Below are 15,715 nucleotides of genomic sequence, written 5' to 3' on the forward strand. Positions count from 1 at the left end.
CCGCCACGATCGCGCGGGAACAGGTCGTGGCCGTCGCCGGGGCCCGGTGGGCGGTCGAGGAATCCTTCCACGCCGCCAAAGACCAATGCGGCCTCGACCACTACCAACTCCGCGACGTTCCCACCACCCGAGGCGCCGGTGTGGTCCTCCTTATTCCGGGTATCAGGCCGTGATTCGGGTTCCGTTCCCGGGATGGAACAGATGTACTGCGGCGGGGTCGTTGACCTGGAGTGTTACCGTTTCGGCGAGTTCGGCCGGTGCGCGGCTCGCCGAGCGCGCGACGAAGGTGAACGGCTCGCCGTCGAGGCCGGTGATCGGCGCACCCGGCATGCGCGCGTACACATACGATTCACTGCCGAGTTCCTCGACGAGTTCCACGGTGACCGCGAAACCCGTTCCGTCGCGGCGGAGTTCGAGCTGTTCGGGCCGGATGCCGATGGTCACCTCGCCCAGGCCCGCCTCGGCGAGGCTGGTCATCTGCTCGCGCGGCAATTCCATTGTGGTGCCTGCAATGTCGACGCCACCGGAGGTGAGGGGCACCCGGAACAGGTTCATCGACGGTGATCCGATGAATCCGGCGACGAATGCGTTCGCGGGCCGGTCATAGAGCTCGGCGGGAGTGCTGAACTGCTGCAACCGGCCGTCGCGCAGTACCGCCACCCGGTCCCCCATGGTCATGGCCTCGACCTGGTCGTGGGTGACGTAGACGGTCGTGGTGCCCAGCCGTCGCTGTAGCGCGGCGATCTGGGTACGGGTCTGCACGCGCAATTTGGCGTCGAGGTTGCTCAGCGGCTCGTCCATGCAGAACACTCGCGGCTCACGCACGATCGCGCGCCCCATCGCCACGCGCTGCCGTTGTCCGCCAGAGAGTTTCGCCGGTTTGCGGTCCAGATACGGGGTGAGACCGAGCAGTTCGGCCGCCTCGGCCACGCGACGTTTACGCTCGGCCACCGGCACTTTCATCATCTTGAGCGCGAAACCCATATTCTCCCCGACGGTTTTGTTCGGGTACAGCGCGTAATTCTGGAACACCATGGCGATATCGCGATCTTTGGACGACACACCGACCATGTCCTGACCGTCGATGCGGATGGAGCCGCCATCGATCTCCTCGAGGCCCGCGAGCATACGCAATGCGGTGGATTTACCCGAGCCCGACGGCCCGACCAAGACTATGAACTCACCATCGGCGATATCGAGGTCGAGCGAGTCGACCGCGAGCGTCTCCGCGCCCGGATAGACACACGATGCGGAGTCGTAATGGATTGTGGCCATGAGTTTTCCTTACTTGATGGCGCCGAAGGACAGGCCGCGCACCAGCTTGTTCTGTGCGAGCCAGCCGGCGAGGACAACGGGCAGGGCGCTGAGCACCGCGGCCGCGGACAACCGCGCCCAGTACAGGCCCTCGCCGGTGATGAAGCCGACCAGGAACACCGGAATCGTCTGCGCCTGTACAGCGGTCAGGTTCACCGCGAAGAAGAATTCGTTCCAGGAGAAGATGACGCAGATCAGTGCGGTGGCGGCGATGCCGGGCGAGACCAGCGGCAGGATCACCTCGCGCACCGCGGTCCCCAGACTCGCGCCGTCCATGCTCGCGGCCTCGAGCAGCTCGCCGGGTACCTCCAGGAAGAACGAGCGCATCATCCACACCGCGATCGGCAGATTCATCGCGGTATAGAGGATGACCAGCGCCCAAATGTTGTCCAGCAGACCGGTATTGCCGACGATCACATACAGCGGCACGATCGCCGCCACGATCGGCAGCATCTTGGTGCCGATGAAGAACATCAGCGCGTCGCGGGTGTTGCGCACCGGGCGCAGCGACAGCGCGAATGCCGCCGGAATTCCCAGGGCCAGAACGAGAATCGTCGACATCCCGGTGGCGAAGGTGGAGTTCAATAGCGTGGTGCCGATACCGCTGTCGAGAACCGCGGAGAACTGGTCCAGGGTCGGGGTGAAGAACAGCTTCGGCGGATCGGTGTAGGCGTCGCCCTCTTGTTTGAACGCCGTCAGCACCATCCACAGCACAGGGAAGAACATTCCGATGCCGATCACCCAAGCCAGCACACCCCACAGCATCCCGGACCGGTTGCGCCGACGACGTATCGGAACCTGCTGTGCCGCAGTGGGTTTGTCGGCAAGCGCATGCGCGTTCATGCGGCTTCCTCTTTTCCGGTGAAGGACTTGAACAGCAGTCGCAGCGCGAACGTCGCGACAATGGTGGTTGCGATGACGGTGACGACCCCCATCGCCGCGGCCTGACCGATATCGAAACCGAGGAAAGCGCGCTGATAGATATAGAAGGGCAGATTGGAGCTGGCGATGCCCGGTCCACCCGAGGTCATCATGTACACCGCGTCGAAGGTGTTGACCAGGTAGATCGCCCCCAGCACGGCTCCCAGTTCGATGAACCGGCGCAGATGCGGGAGGGTGAGTTCACGGAAAACTTGCAGTGAGTTCGCGCCGTCGACGCGGGCAGCCTCGACGATATCGCGTGGCATCGATTGCAGCCCGGCCAGAATCAGTAGCATCATGAACGGCGTCCACTGCCATACCAGATCCGCCATCACCGCGGGCAGCGGATACTTGCTCACCCAGTCGATCTGGCCGGCGCCGAACGGTTTCAGCACGAAATTCACCAACCCGAACACCGGATCCAGCATGGTGGTCTTCCAGATCAGTGCCGCCGCGACGGGAGTCACCAGAAACGGCGTGATCAGCAGGGTGCGCACGATGCCGCGGCCGAAGAACGCGCGGTCGAGCAGCAGTGCCAGCAGCAGTCCGAGGATCACCGAGATGATGACGGTCCCGACGATCATGATGACGGTGTTGAGCGTCACCTGCCGGAACTGGCTGTCGCGGAAGACATCCGCGTAGTTCTGCAATCCGATGAAGTGGCGGGATCCCGGCCGGACCAGGTTCCACGATTGCGTCGAGTAGTACAGCGTGAAGACGAAAGGCACCTGGGTGACCACGACCATGAAGATCAGTGCGGGCAGCAGCGGACCGCGCCTGCGCCAGCCTTCGGCCCGTGCGAGCCGGTCGCGCCGCGCGAGGATCGGTCGTGGTGTGTCTTCCGTGAGCGACTCGGAAACCGCTGGCGCTGTCGTTGTTTCAGACATGACTACTGGTTTCCTCGATACGACCGGCCGACCGCGTCGGCATATTGCTGGGCTTGGTCGAGTGCGTCATGGACGCTGATCCGACCCGCGACGGCGGCGCTGACCTGCTGGCTCACTCTGGTTCCGAGGTCCTGGAACTCCGGGATGGCGAGGAACTGGATTCCGGTATAGGGCACCGGCGCCACGGTGGGATGTTCCGGATCGGCCCCCTGCATCGACGAGAGCGTCAACGGTCCGTATGCCTGCGACGCCGCGGCGTATTCGGGAATCTGATAGGTCGACATCCGGCTGCCCGGCGGCACATGTGACCACCCGAGCTTCTCGCCGACCATTTTGATGTAGGGCTTACCGGTCATCCATGAGATGAATTTCCAGGCCGCATCGGGCTTTTCACTGGACTTGGGAATCCCCAGCGACCAGGTGTACAGCCAGCCCGAGTTCGGCTTCAGCATCACCGGCGCCGACGCGTACCCGATCTTGCCGACCACCTTGCTGGATGCGGGATCTTCCAGCACCGAGACCGCCGAGGTCGCGTCGTACCACATGGCGGTGTTGCCCTGGGAGAGCTGCGTGGCGCATTCGCTGAATCCGCTGGCGGCCGCACCGGGTTCACCATGTTCGCGCACCAGGTCGATGTAGAACTCGACGGCACGAACCACTTCGGGACTGTTGAGCTGGGCGTGCCAGTTCTCATCGAACCAGCGGCCACCGAAGGTGTTGATCACGGTATTCAACGGTGCGAGCGATTCACCCCAGCCGGGCTTGCCGCGCAGGCAGATACCGGAGCGACCACCGGCGGGATCGTCGAGTTTCGCGGCGGCCTGGGCGATTTGATCCCAGGTGGGCGCGGCGGGCATGGTCAGCCCCGCCTGTTCGAACAGATCCTTGCGGTACATCAGGAACGAGGATTCGCCGTAGAACGGCACGGAGTACATAGCCCCCTGGTAGGACAGGGATTTCTGCAGGGACGGGATGAAATCTTGAGAGTCGTAGCCGGACGTCTCGCGCTGGTAATTCGACAGATCTACCAGCCAGCCGTTCTTGGCCCACTGCGGTGTTTCGTAGTTGCTGATCATCACCACATCGAATTCACCACCGTGGGTGGCGACCGAGGCGGTGATCTTGGCGCGAGCCTGATTCTCCGACAGCGAGACGAATTTGAGTTCGATCCCGGGATTTTCGCGCTCGAACTCACCGGACAGGGCGATGGCGTCCTGCATCTGTGAGTTCGAAACCATCGCGATGGTCACGGTGTCGTCGCTCGAGGTGAACGATCCGGCGCCCGCGCAGCCGCCCACCCCCATCACGGCCGCGACAGCCAGTGCCGCTGCGGCCTTCGCATGGTGTCTGTTCATCGGCCAGAACTCTCCTTCTTTTCCAGCAGCCACTGCGCGCACTCGATATCGGTGACGAGAATGGTGGCCAGTCCGCCCCGCAGCGCACCGAGGACGGCTTCGTGCTTGGACTCTCCGCCGGAAATCAGCAGCGAGGTCGGACAGGCCCGAATGGCGTCGAGTCCGACCGAAACCGTGCGTGCGGCAAGGGATCCCGCGACATCGCTGCCGTCGGCACGGAAGAATCGACCGCCGATTTCACCGACCGCGCCCAGTTCGCCCAGTTCGTCGAGGATCGCGGAGTCGAGATAGCTGCCCTCGAACAAAGTGGTAGCGGTGGAGACCGGTCCGACACCGAACATCATGACGTCGGCATCTCGCCCCAACGACATGGCGCGTCCGAGTAGTGAATCCTGTTCCAGCGCGGTCACGGTCGCCGGATCCGCGTAGAGCGGTGCGTGCAACCGGACGGGGGTGGCCTGCAGTTGAGCGGCGCAGCGGCCGAGTGTGTAGTCGACGCCGGTCTGGTAATCACCCGAGGTCATCGAACCGTCCAACTGCACAACGGTCGCGCACCGTGCCGACTTCGTCCACAGTTCATGCGCGACCGCGATGGTGTCCGGGCCCCAGGTGAATCCGAGGGTGTCCGCGGGCCGTAGTCGACGGTTCAGGACGCCGACCGCGGCGCGGCCGAACGGGAGCAGGCTCGCCTGGGATCGATCGGGCACCTCACCGAGCACCACCGCTTCGGTGAGCCCGAACCTCGCCTCGAGTTCACTCTCGACATCGGCATGCACGGCCGAGCGCAGTTCGTCCGGGACATTGATCTCGATGCGCACCAGCCCCTGCGCCCGGGCACGGGCGATGAGCCGCCCCGCGGTTGGACGAGAAACACCCAGCTTGACGGCGATTTCCGCCTGGGTGGCGCCGTCGAGGTGATAGAGCTGCGCAGCCCGCAATGCCAACCGGACATCGTCCGGATTGCCCGGTCGGGACGCTTCGGTAGCCACTGCGCTCCTCATCGATGCCTGATCATCTGCTCAATAGGTGAGCTATTGTTCAAGAGGCTACCATCGGAGTGTGACGTACACAACAGTCGAAGGGTCGTTATGAGCGGGGCCACAAGCACGGCGTTACGTGCCGACAGGATCGACGAGCTCACCCCCGAAGTTTCGGTGCCGACCTACGACCGCACCCGGATCCGCACCGGCATAGTCCATTTCGGCGTCGGCGGGTTCCATCGCGCCCATCAGGCGATGTATATCGACCGACTACTGGAGCAGGGCGGCGCGACCGACTGGGGTATTTGCGGAGTCGGAGTGCTGCCCGCCGATCGGCGGATGCGCGATGCGCTGGCGGCGCAGGATGGCCTGTACACCCTGACGGTCATCGAGCCGGACGGCACCTGGCGGACCCGAGTGATCGGCTCGATCATCGAATACCTTTATGCGCCAGACGATCCGGAAGCGGTGCTGGAGAAGCTGTCCGATCCGGCAGTCCGGATCGTCTCACTCACCATCACCGAGGGCGGATACAACTTCTCCGCGACCACCGGCGAATTCGACACCGCCGATCCGGCGATTCGGGCCGATCTCGCGCCGGACGGTCTGCCCCGCACCGTATTCGGACTCGTTACCGAGGCGCTGGTGCGCCGGCGGGCGCGGGGCATCGCGCCCTTCACCGTCATGTCGTGCGACAACATCGAGGGCAACGGGCATATCGCGCAGGCCACCTTCAGCGCGTTCGCGCGGCTGCGTGATCGTGAGCTCGGTGACTGGGTCGAGCGTGCGGTGCGCTTCCCCAACTCGATGGTCGACCGCATCACGCCGGTGACACCCGCCGAGGCGTCCGCCGAGCTCTTGCGCCGCTATGGCCTGGAGGATCAGTGGCCGGTGGTGACCGAGCCGTACACCCAATGGGTGCTGGAGGATTCGTTCACCCTCGGCCGTCCCGACTTCGATGACGTCGGGGTGCAGCTCGTCGCCGACGTCGCACCGTATGAGCTGATGAAACTGCGCTTGCTGAACGCGAGCCACCAGGGGATCGCCTATCTGGGATATCTCAGCGGCTACCGCCTCGTGCACGAAGCGGCCCAGGATCCGGACTTCCGCCGATTCCTGTTGCGCTACATGGACCGTGAGGCAACGCCCACCCTGCGCCCGGTGCCCGGCGTCGACCTGGACCGCTACAAACACACCCTCATCGAACGGTTCTCCAACCCCGCGATCGGCGACACCATCGCCAGACTGTGCGCCGAATCGTCGGACCGCATCCCGAAATGGCTGCTGCCGGTCATCCGGCAGCAGCTCGACACCCGCGACGGATCCGGCGAGATCGACTGTGCCGCAGCAATCGTCGCCGGTTGGGCGCGCTATGCCGAGGGCGTCGACGAGCACGGCGAGCCGATCGAGATCATCGACCGGCTCCGCGAACAGCTGACACCGCTGGCCCACCGCCAGCGCGACGACCCCACCGCATTCCTCAGCGAAAGAACAGTATTCGGCGATCTGATCGACCAACCCCGATTCCTCGACGCCTACGTCACGGCACTGCGCGCACTGCATGCTCGTGGCGCCCAGGCGATGGTGGCCGAGTTGGCACGCGACGAAAGGCGATGACACTATGCGCTCAGCGGTTCTGGAAGCCGTCGGAAAGATCGCGGTCGAAGAACGCGCCGTGCCCGAACCGGGTCCGGCCGAAGTGCTCATCGAGATCAGCGCGGTGGGCGTATGCGGCTCCGACGTGCACTACTTCGAGCACGGTCGGATCGGCCACCACATTGTCGATCAACCGATGGTGCTCGGCCACGAAGCCTGCGGTGTAGTGGTCGGATTCGGCCCCGGTGCGCGACACCATCACCTCGGCCAACGAGTTTCGCTCGAACCCGGGATACCGGACTTCACCTGCCGCCGATGCCGAGCAGGCCGCTACAACCTGTGCTCGGACATGCGGTTCTTCGGCACACCTCCGATCGACGGCGCATTCTGCGAATACGTGGTGCTGCACCGGGAATTCGCCCATCCGGTACCGGATGCGCTGACCGACGAGGCGGCCGCCCTGCTCGAACCACTATCGGTCGGCGTATGGGCATGCCGTAAAGGACGGGTGAGTGCGGGCGATCGTGTGCTGGTCAACGGCGCGGGCCCGGTCGGACTCGTCACCGCACAGACCGCGCTGGCTTTCGGCGCATCCGAGGTAGTGATCACCGATGTGAACCCGCAGCGGCTGGCACTGGCCATCGAATTGGGCTGCACACAAGCGGTCGACGTCGGCGGTACCGCACTGCGCGACATCGGATTCGAACCGAGTGTCCTCCTGGAATGCTCCGGACATCCCCGGGCGATCAACGACGCGATACGCACTGTGGCCAGCGCCGGACGGGTGGTGCTGGTCGGCATGGGCGGCGACGATATTCCACTCCCCCTGCCCTACCTTCAGGAACACGAACTCGAGCTGACCGGAACGTTCCGCTACGCGAACACCTGGCCAACCGCGATCGACCTCGCCGCCACCGGACGAGTCGATCTCGACCGCCTGGTCACCGGCCACTTCGGCCTCGACCAAGTGGCCGCGGCATTGACCAGCGGCCGCCACGATCACAGCTCGATCAAACCTATTGTGCTACCGGGCAGATAACCTGCCACCAGATCGAGCACGCAGGGTTCTCGCCGACGAACTCGACGACCGTCCCCGCAGATCCCTCGCCTAGCACACCTCTACAGAACGGATGGCTGCTCGACTGGAAGCCTCGTAGTCCGCAACGTTGCGGCGACTACTGGAATCCGAGCATCAACTGATCCACCTGTCGCTGCTGCGCCCGATGACCAGGCGTTCGACGGCTCCAAGCTATCCGACGTTCATGGTGGCGGCAGCACCTCGCGCCGATTCGCTTGCCCCATGGCCCAATTCGCCGACGTCGACATAGGCCGGATATTTCGGTTCCATGCAGTCGCCGGAGGAGGTGCCGGTGATCCGACGGAGTACCCAGGGGGCGAGGAAATCCTTGGTCCAGCGGAGATCGGCGGTGCGGCGTTCGCTGTCGGTGAGCGATTCGGCCGGGGGCAACGGGGGGAGTCGCAGCGTGTGTTCGAGTCCGAGCACACGGAGGACTTCGAATGCCATCAGTTCGTGGCCTGCGGGGCTGAGATGTAGGCGGTCCCAGGACCACAGGCGCGGGTCGGCGAAGTGGTCCATGCGCCAGAAGTCGACGAGTTCTACGCCGAGATCGTCGGCGAATTCACGGATCAGCTCGTTGTAGATGGCCATACGGCCGCGCAACATGCGGTAGATCGGATTCCAGGTGCCGTCGAACGCGGTGAAAACCAGAACTCGTGCACCGTTGTCGCGCAGGGCCGCGACCATATCGGCGTAGCGGGCGACGATGTCGTCGAGATCCACCGACGGGCGCAGGATGTCGTTGCCGCCCGCGGAGATGGTGACCAGGTCCGGTCGCAGCGACAGCGCCCGCGGCAGCTGCTCGTCGACGACACCGCCCATGAGGCGTCCGCGGATGGCGAGGTTTGCGTATCCGATGTCGGCATCGATCGCGGCCAGGGCCGACGCCACACGGTCGGCCCAGCCGCGTACGCCGTTCGGACGGGTGGGGTCGTCGTCTCCGACCCCTTCGGTGAACGAATCCCCGAGCGCGACATACCGGTTGATCCGCGGGGTTCCTGCGGGTGTGGCGTTCATGGTCAGAACGCCTGCTCGTCGACGCTCATCAGGCCGGTGTCGAGTGCGTCGATGATCGCCCGTGAGGCGGTGAGTTCGGGCAGCAGCTGCGTGGCGAAGAACCGTGCTGCCGCGATCTTTCCTTCGTAGAAGGCCTTTTCGGCGGCCGGTGCACCGGATTCGAGCGCGGTGACAGCGGTGTCGGCGCCGACGAGCAGTCGCCACCCGATCAGCAGATCTCCGACGGCCAGCAGGAACCGCACCGAGCCGAGGCCGATTGCGTACAGCTCACTCGGCTGCTGGCCGGCGGCGAGAAGATGGCCGGTCAGGATACCGGCCATGGCCTGCACGTCGTCCAGCGCGGTCGCGAGGAGCATCCGCTCACTTTTCAGCGGGCCGCCGGTCAGTTCCGAACCGATCGTGGCGCGGATCGCGTCGCCGATGTGTGCGAGCGCGACACCACGGTCGCGGGCAATCTTGCGGAAGAAGAAGTCCTGTGCCTGGATCGCGGTGGTGCCCTCGTACAGACTGTCGATCTTGGAGTCGCGGATGTACTGCTCGAGCGGGTAGTCCTGCAGGAACCCTGAGCCGCCCAGAGTCTGCAGCGAATCGGTCAGGCACTGGTACGCCCGCTCGGAGCCGACGCCTTTGACGATCGGCAGCAGGAAGTCGTTGACCCGCGCGGCCATTCCGGGGTCCACGCCGGAAACATGTTGTGCCACAACATCGTCCTGATGTGCTGCGGCGTAGAGGTATACGGCGCGCATGCCTTCGGCGTATGCCTTCTGCAACATCAGGCTGCGACGCACATCGGGGTGGTGGGTGATGACGACCCTGGGTGCCGTCTTGTCGGTCATCCGGGACAGGTCGGCGCCCTGCACCCGAGTCTTGGCGTATTCCAGGGCGTTCAGGTAGCCGGTGGACAGCGTGGCAATCGCCTTGGTGCCCACCATCATCCGGGCTTCCTCGATCACCTCGAACATCTGCGCGATGCCGTTGTGCACATCGCCGACCAGGTATCCGACTGCGGGCTCGCCGCCGCCGAATGTCACCTCACAGGTCGCCGACGCCTTCAAACCCATCTTGTGCTCCAGGCCGGTGACGAACACGCCGTTGCGCTTCCCCGGCTCGCCGGTCACGGGGTCGAACATGTATTTCGGCACCAGGAACAGCGATAAGCCCTTGGTGCCGGGCGCCGCGCCCTCCGGCCGGGCGAGTACCTGGTGCACGATGTTTTCGAAGAGGTCGTCGGAATCGGCCGAAGTGATGAACCTTTTGACGCCCTCGATGTGCCAGGTTCCGTCGGGCTGCTGGATGGCCCTGGTGCGCCCGGCGCCGACGTCGGAACCGGCATCGGGTTCGGTGAGCACCATGGTGGCGCCCCAGTTTCGCTCCACCGCGAGCTTGGCCCAGTGCCGCTGCTGCTCGGTGCCTATCCCATACACGATTTCGGCCATGGTCGGTCCGGACAGGTACATGTACGCGGACGGCTGTGCGCCCAAAATGAATTCGCTGATCGCCCACGCCAGCGCCTTCGGCGCCGGTACGCCCCCGACGGCCTCGCGCTTCCCGACGCGGAACCATTCACCGGCCTGCCAGGCTCGCACCGACCGCTTGTACGACTCGGGCAGCGTCACCGAGTGCGTCTCCGGATCGAAAGTGGGTGGGTTGCGGTCGGTTTCGGCGAAGGAGTCCGCCAGTGCGCCCTCGGCCTGGCGCGCCGCCTCGGCCAGCATCGTGCGTGCGGTGTCGGCGTCGAGATCGCCGAATGTCCCATCCGCCAGTACGGCGTCCAGATCGAGCACCTCGAACAGGTTGAACTCCAGATCGCGCACGTTGCTCTTGTAGTGACCCACCGGCCGTCCCCTTCGGACATCGTGAAGCTCCACCGGGCGAATCGCCGCCCGTCCGGGGATACCTTTCCGCACCGATCAGCGACTACGCAACCGTAAGTTACTCATGGCTAAGGTGAATCTGCTCATATGTCAACCACTGTTCGTCATCAGTGCGTTGAAAGTTAACAGCGACTAAGCTGTCGTCGAATGGCGATCGATGTCGGGCGCCGCGAAGACAACACGATCGCCGAGCTCGGCCAAGCGCGTGACCAGATCGGGTCGCCAGGTCAGGCGCGGGTTGCGAACCGCGTCGATGATCATGCTGGTCATAGCCTGAATCTGCGCACGTGCCACATCCAGCGGCAGGTCCGGGCGGACCACCTGAAGCATCCGAGCCCAGCGGACGATGCCGTCGCGGTGCGCGCGCAGATACCGGCGCGCCTGTTCGGGTGGCAGATGTTCGGCCTCGCTGAAAGTCGTACCCAGCACATCAGGTTCCGCGACCGCGAACTGCGCGAAATACCGCATCAAACGCTGCAGCGCGTCACGCGGAGAATCCGCCTCGGCCACCGCTCGCGAGGTGTAGAGCTTGATCCACTGATCGTTGCGGTGGACGATCTCGTTCAGCACGTCCGCTTTGCCAGAGAAATGGTGATACAGCGCGGGCCCGCTCACGCCGACAGCCGCACCGATGTCCTCGATGCCCACCGCGGCGTATCCGTACGTGTTGAACAGTCGCGCCGCGGCCCGCACGATCCGTTCCGGGCGCACCACACGATCGAGCTCTTCGACCTCGGCACCGGCGGTCCGCGCGCCACGTTGCGCGACCGATCTGCGCGCCGTCGACGCCAACTCGGCCTCGACCACCCGCTGGATCAGTGTTTCGAGTAGCTCGGCAAAGACCGCCTCGCTCAACCGGATTCGATGGTACGACGGGCTGGTCGCGATCGAGAACACGCACCACGCCAAAAACTCCACCTCGGGCGGATTCAGGTCGGGCCGGCGCGCAGCGACGGCTCGCCGCAGTGGCCCACTCAACCGCACCGCCCGCACCAAGACCGCGCTCCGGTCGGCGGCGGTCAAGCTGCGCACCTCCAACTGCCACAATCGTGGCAGTCCACGCAACTCCAAGCAGGCACTCACCATTTCCGCGAACACCGGATCACCCGCATCGCCGACCTGGGCCGCCGTCTCCACACGCAGCAGCACCGCATCGAGCCCGGCCAGCAAGCACCTGCCGAGCAGATCCTGTTTACTCCTGAAATGCCGATAGAGCGCAGTCGAGGAAATCCCCACCTCGCCCGCTATGTCGGCCATCGACGTCCCGTGATACCCGTTGCGCACGAATGCCTCGGTCGCGACCCGCAGAATCGTCGCACGCCGATCCCGCGGCCGCCGACGCCCCGCGTCCGGCCGTCGACCCGAATGTCCACCTGTAGCCATCGTGAACAGTCTCGCGCATCGCTGGACATCCATTCGGAAGCCACCACCGTCCGCGCCGACTTCATCACGGTCGCCCCACGGCGGGCATCGTCTGGGTGACAACACATCCGGCGTGGCTTGCGGTGACTGCCTCGGGGGCATTCGCGTCATGGCACGGGATTGATCACGGCTCTCCCAAGGTCGGCAGCACTCCCAACTGCTGCAACAGCGCGAGCACATCCTTGTCGGACCATTTCTCGGCGATCTTTCCGTCCTGGATCCGGTGGATCGTGGTGCCGGTCATCGTCAATTCGTGTCCGGTTGCCGGAATCCCCGGTAGGTCGCCAACCTGGCGACCGTAGGCGGTGATCCGGGTAACGACGCGGTCGCCCTCCGCGATCTGATCCTCGATCTCGTGCCGCCCCGGAGTAGCATCCCAGAACATACGAAACGCCTGCTTAAGCCCCTCCCGACCCGGACCTATGCCGGGAAAGGGGGGAGGCGAGTGGTCGAGGTAGTTTTCGGCGACCAGCTCGTCCATGGCCTCGATATTTCCCGCGTCGATCTCGTGATAGAACCGGCGGATCAGGGCCTTGTTGGCTTCTTGTGACACGATCGACCTCCTCCTCGGTTGCGGGCGTGACAACGGTGGCGGTTCACTCGGCCGTCGCCTACTCGTGCTCACCACGGCACGTCAACAGTCGTATCAGCGGCTGCAGGGTCGGTGTCTCGTCCGAGTTCCTCATCGAAACCAGTATTGCGAGGGGGATAAGCCTAATCCGACCATGAATCGGCGCGTTGCCCATGTCGAGCACAGCGAAGCACGGGTGCGGTGTCGAATGCGGAGCAGCGGCGCGGACCCATACTCGTAGTCGGCGGCTCGCCCTCGTTTCCGGCGATATCGAGACCGATCCGAACAACACCATCCAGACCCGGTTCGATCTCGTTCCGCACGGACCCGGCCACCGACATCGCGCTCCTGGTCGCACCACCACACGAGCCCGCATACCGCGTGAATCAGCCGACGAGCGGCCCGACGAGATCGACAACGGCAATCCGAGCGAATCGATCGACGTGACCGTCACGCTGCGACAAGTGGACCTCACCGCCCGATTCCCGAATTCCGCAGCAGTCATAGTTCTTTCGCAGAAATCCGAGACCACGCAGCGGATCCCTCGAGCACCCGATCGCGGTAGCTGACGCCGGGGAAGACCGGGCAGGTGTCGCCGCAGCCCAGGGCGTTGAGGCGTTGGCGGGCGAAGCGTTCGGCCAGCAGCGGGAGGACGTCGACGACTGTTGCGCGACCGGCGAATTGGTCGTAGGAGGAGTGCACGAATCGTTCGATGGTGTCGATTCCGAAGGAGCCATCGAACTCACGTTGCAGGCGGGTCCCCACAGTGTTGAGCGCGAGCGGTTCGGCAGAAAAGTCGAGGCCGGGCCAAGGTCCAGCTAATGTAACGTGTTGATGGACAACAGGCCTCAGTGATCCAGCTCGGTTGTCAGCTATTCGTGCAGGAGTCCCTGTACGGACGATCGGAGAAGTCCGGAACCGCGGCAGGTTTGTCGAGAGTTGCGAGGAGATCGTTGCCCGACACACTGATCCAGGAGTTGGCTATGACTGACCTAGTCGGAAGGACCGCTTCTCGTAGCCGGGGCGTCCAGCGGCATCGGCCGGGTGATCACTCAGCGTCGTGCCGCCGACGGGGTAGTGAGTACCCGGCAACGGCTGTGACGTGGCGGTGAGGGAGACGGTTGTCGTGATAGAACAACCAGGAGTACAAGCCTTTTCGGCACGAGCCGACCCCACCACAGTCGACGGTGTGGACCGGTTTTTCAGCGACCTCGCCGACGGGCATCGGGGAAGAAGTGGGATCGCTGCTGTCTTGGTTGTGATCCGATCACCCGAAGTCTCTGGCCTCGAACCTGCCGAGAGAAAGGCAACACGCAGTGGATCTTCGTGACGTCCCGTGCGGGCCCGGACGTTTGCCGGTTCTCGGACACGGTTGGAAAATGTGGCGTGATCCAGTCCAGTTCATGGTGGATCTGGCCAGCGTCGGGAAAATAGCGCGTGTCGATATCGGCAATCTCGTTGTCTATGTCATTACCGATTTCGAACTACTCCACAGGGTGTTGGTAGAGAACTCCGATGCGTACGAGCGAGGGCTCCTCTTCGAACGCATCCGTCTCATATTCGGGGAATCGCTGATCGTCGCGGATGGTCAGCAACACAGGGATCTTCGTCGTCTGCTGCAACCAGCGTTCCATCGAACACAGTTGGAAAGCCACGCGCACATCATAAAGCGTAACGCGGATGCGTTGGCGAGTTCATGGCGGCCGGGCCAGATTGTCGAGATCCGTTCCGCATTGCTGGGGTTGGTGATCGCCAACCTGCTCGAGTCCATGTTCTCGCACGAACCCGATACCGAGGAAATACAACTCATCTCGGGTCTGATCGCGGACATAGGCGCAGGAGCCATAGTAGGCAGTGTGCTGCCCAAGAAGCTGGCGAGCCTGCCATTGCCGGTGAACCGCAAATTCCTGTCGGCTGGAACGCAACTGCGGGACTACTGCCGGGAGCTGCTCGTCGCGCGCCGGGTCAGCGGTGACCGCCGGAACGACCTGATCGATATCCTGCTGAATTCGTCAGATGACGAACACCGTAGTGACAAGTTCCTGGCAGAGCAGGCCGTGACCATTCTTTTCGGCGGGATCGACGCCTCGACCGCCACGCTGACCTGGGCTCTGCACGAATTGTCACAGCGTCCGGAGGTAGCTTCGAAACTGAAGCACGAGATCTCCGCCGCAGAAGAACTCAACCCCCGAAGCCTCGACCAACTCGACTACCTGAACCGGTTCCTGAACGAGGTCACGCGGACCCATTCGCCACTACTGCAGACCAGACGCAGCGTTACCACAGTCGAACTCGACGGTTTCACACTTCCCGCTGGGACCAATATCGGCTACAGCATTGCAGCTATTCACCGCAACCCGCACATTTTTGCCGAGCCGAACACTTTCGACCCCGATCGGTGGTCGCCTTCGAACTCTGGGTCGAAATGCAGGAGCTTCGTTCCGTTCAGCATGGGCAATCAGATGTGCATCGGTAACAATTTTGCCTGGGTGACACTGCAAACGACTCTCCACAGTCTGCTGTCGAAGTGGGAGTTCCAGCCGGTCACCACCAAGAAGCTCCCGCGAGTTCTCGGTCCGATCCCTGGGATGAGAAGGCTTCCGCTCGAGGTTCATCCAGTCTCCGAGTAATCGCGCGGCCGAAAGCTGTAACGCCCCCGCAGTGGATTTCCGGACTTCGGTGCCATCAGAGGCTCGTTCA

General features: G+C 63.9%; 13 protein-coding genes and 1 pseudogene. 4 read left to right on the forward strand and 10 right to left on the reverse strand.

The genetic code is table 11. The features are described from left to right. The first annotated feature begins 26 nt into the window (after positions 1 to 26). On the forward strand, positions 27 to 173 hold the full coding sequence (locus tag ACQPZ2_RS28445) for a hypothetical protein (protein ID WP_433521266.1): 147 nt from the start codon (positions 27 to 29) through the stop codon (positions 171 to 173). Here the strand turns inward: ACQPZ2_RS28445 and ACQPZ2_RS28450 are convergent. From ACQPZ2_RS28450 to ACQPZ2_RS28470, 5 genes are all read right to left on the reverse strand, one after another. Further along, entirely contained in the window at positions 163 to 1,275 is a 1,113-nt protein-coding gene (locus tag ACQPZ2_RS28450; RefSeq protein ID WP_433521267.1) for an ABC transporter ATP-binding protein, read from the reverse strand. The genes ACQPZ2_RS28445 and ACQPZ2_RS28450 overlap by 11 nt on opposite strands. Before the next feature lie 9 nt (positions 1,276 to 1,284). Then, entirely contained in the window at positions 1,285 to 2,079 is a 795-nt protein-coding gene (locus tag ACQPZ2_RS28455; protein WP_433527543.1) for a carbohydrate ABC transporter permease, read from the reverse strand. Positions 2,080 to 2,153: 74 nt separating this feature from the next. Next, positions 2,154 to 3,122, reverse strand: a complete 969-nt coding sequence (locus tag ACQPZ2_RS28460; protein WP_433521268.1) for a carbohydrate ABC transporter permease — start codon at positions 3,120 to 3,122, stop codon at positions 2,154 to 2,156. 2 nt (positions 3,123 to 3,124) lie between these two features. Further along, on the reverse strand, positions 3,125 to 4,477 hold the full coding sequence (locus ACQPZ2_RS28465; protein ID WP_433521269.1) for an ABC transporter substrate-binding protein: 1,353 nt from the start codon (positions 4,475 to 4,477) through the stop codon (positions 3,125 to 3,127). Then, a complete protein-coding gene (locus tag ACQPZ2_RS28470) occupies positions 4,474 to 5,478 on the reverse strand; it encodes a sugar-binding transcriptional regulator (RefSeq protein ID WP_433521270.1) in 1,005 nt (334 codons plus the stop codon). The genes ACQPZ2_RS28465 and ACQPZ2_RS28470 overlap by 4 nt, the downstream gene beginning before the upstream one ends. An 87-nt stretch (positions 5,479 to 5,565) precedes the next feature. Between ACQPZ2_RS28470 and ACQPZ2_RS28475 the strand changes: the two genes are divergently transcribed. Both ACQPZ2_RS28475 and ACQPZ2_RS28480 read left to right on the forward strand, forming a co-directional pair. Beyond that, positions 5,566 to 7,074 (forward strand): mannitol dehydrogenase family protein, encoded by a 1,509-nt coding sequence (locus ACQPZ2_RS28475; RefSeq protein WP_433521271.1) that lies wholly within the window; start codon positions 5,566 to 5,568, stop codon positions 7,072 to 7,074. 4 nt (positions 7,075 to 7,078) lie between these two features. Continuing rightward, complete coding sequence (locus ACQPZ2_RS28480) at positions 7,079 to 8,092, forward strand: NAD(P)-dependent alcohol dehydrogenase (protein WP_433521272.1); 1,014 nt, start codon at positions 7,079 to 7,081, stop codon at positions 8,090 to 8,092. 210 nt (positions 8,093 to 8,302) lie between these two features. On the opposite strand, the gene ACQPZ2_RS28485 is transcribed toward ACQPZ2_RS28480, so the two are convergent. From ACQPZ2_RS28485 to ACQPZ2_RS28505, 5 genes and pseudogenes are all read right to left on the reverse strand, one after another. After that, positions 8,303 to 9,148, reverse strand: coding sequence for an SGNH/GDSL hydrolase family protein (locus ACQPZ2_RS28485; protein WP_433521273.1), 846 nt, complete (start codon positions 9,146 to 9,148; stop codon positions 8,303 to 8,305). A 2-nt stretch (positions 9,149 to 9,150) separates the two neighbouring features. After that, entirely contained in the window at positions 9,151 to 10,983 is a 1,833-nt protein-coding gene (locus ACQPZ2_RS28490) for an acyl-CoA dehydrogenase (RefSeq protein WP_433521274.1), read from the reverse strand. A gap of 171 nt (positions 10,984 to 11,154) precedes the next feature. Continuing rightward, positions 11,155 to 12,405, reverse strand: a complete 1,251-nt coding sequence (locus ACQPZ2_RS28495; protein WP_433521275.1) for a TetR/AcrR family transcriptional regulator — start codon at positions 12,403 to 12,405, stop codon at positions 11,155 to 11,157. Between the two features lie 163 nt (positions 12,406 to 12,568). Then, positions 12,569 to 12,997, reverse strand: coding sequence for an ester cyclase (locus tag ACQPZ2_RS28500; protein ID WP_063043916.1), 429 nt, complete (start codon positions 12,995 to 12,997; stop codon positions 12,569 to 12,571). 621 nt (positions 12,998 to 13,618) lie between these two features. Continuing rightward, positions 13,619 to 13,792 (reverse strand): annotated as a pseudogene (locus ACQPZ2_RS28505) (three-helix bundle dimerization domain-containing protein); the annotation flags it as partial. 539 nt (positions 13,793 to 14,331) lie between these two features. Between ACQPZ2_RS28505 and ACQPZ2_RS28510 the strand changes: the two are divergent. Beyond that, positions 14,332 to 15,645, forward strand: coding sequence for a cytochrome P450 (locus tag ACQPZ2_RS28510; protein ID WP_433521276.1), 1,314 nt, complete (start codon positions 14,332 to 14,334; stop codon positions 15,643 to 15,645). The last annotated feature ends 70 nt before the right edge of the window (positions 15,646 to 15,715 follow it).

It is taken from the genome of Nocardia pseudovaccinii, from assembly GCF_050942345.1.
GTDB classification, from domain to species: Bacteria; Actinomycetota; Actinomycetes; order Mycobacteriales; family Mycobacteriaceae; genus Nocardia; species Nocardia pseudovaccinii.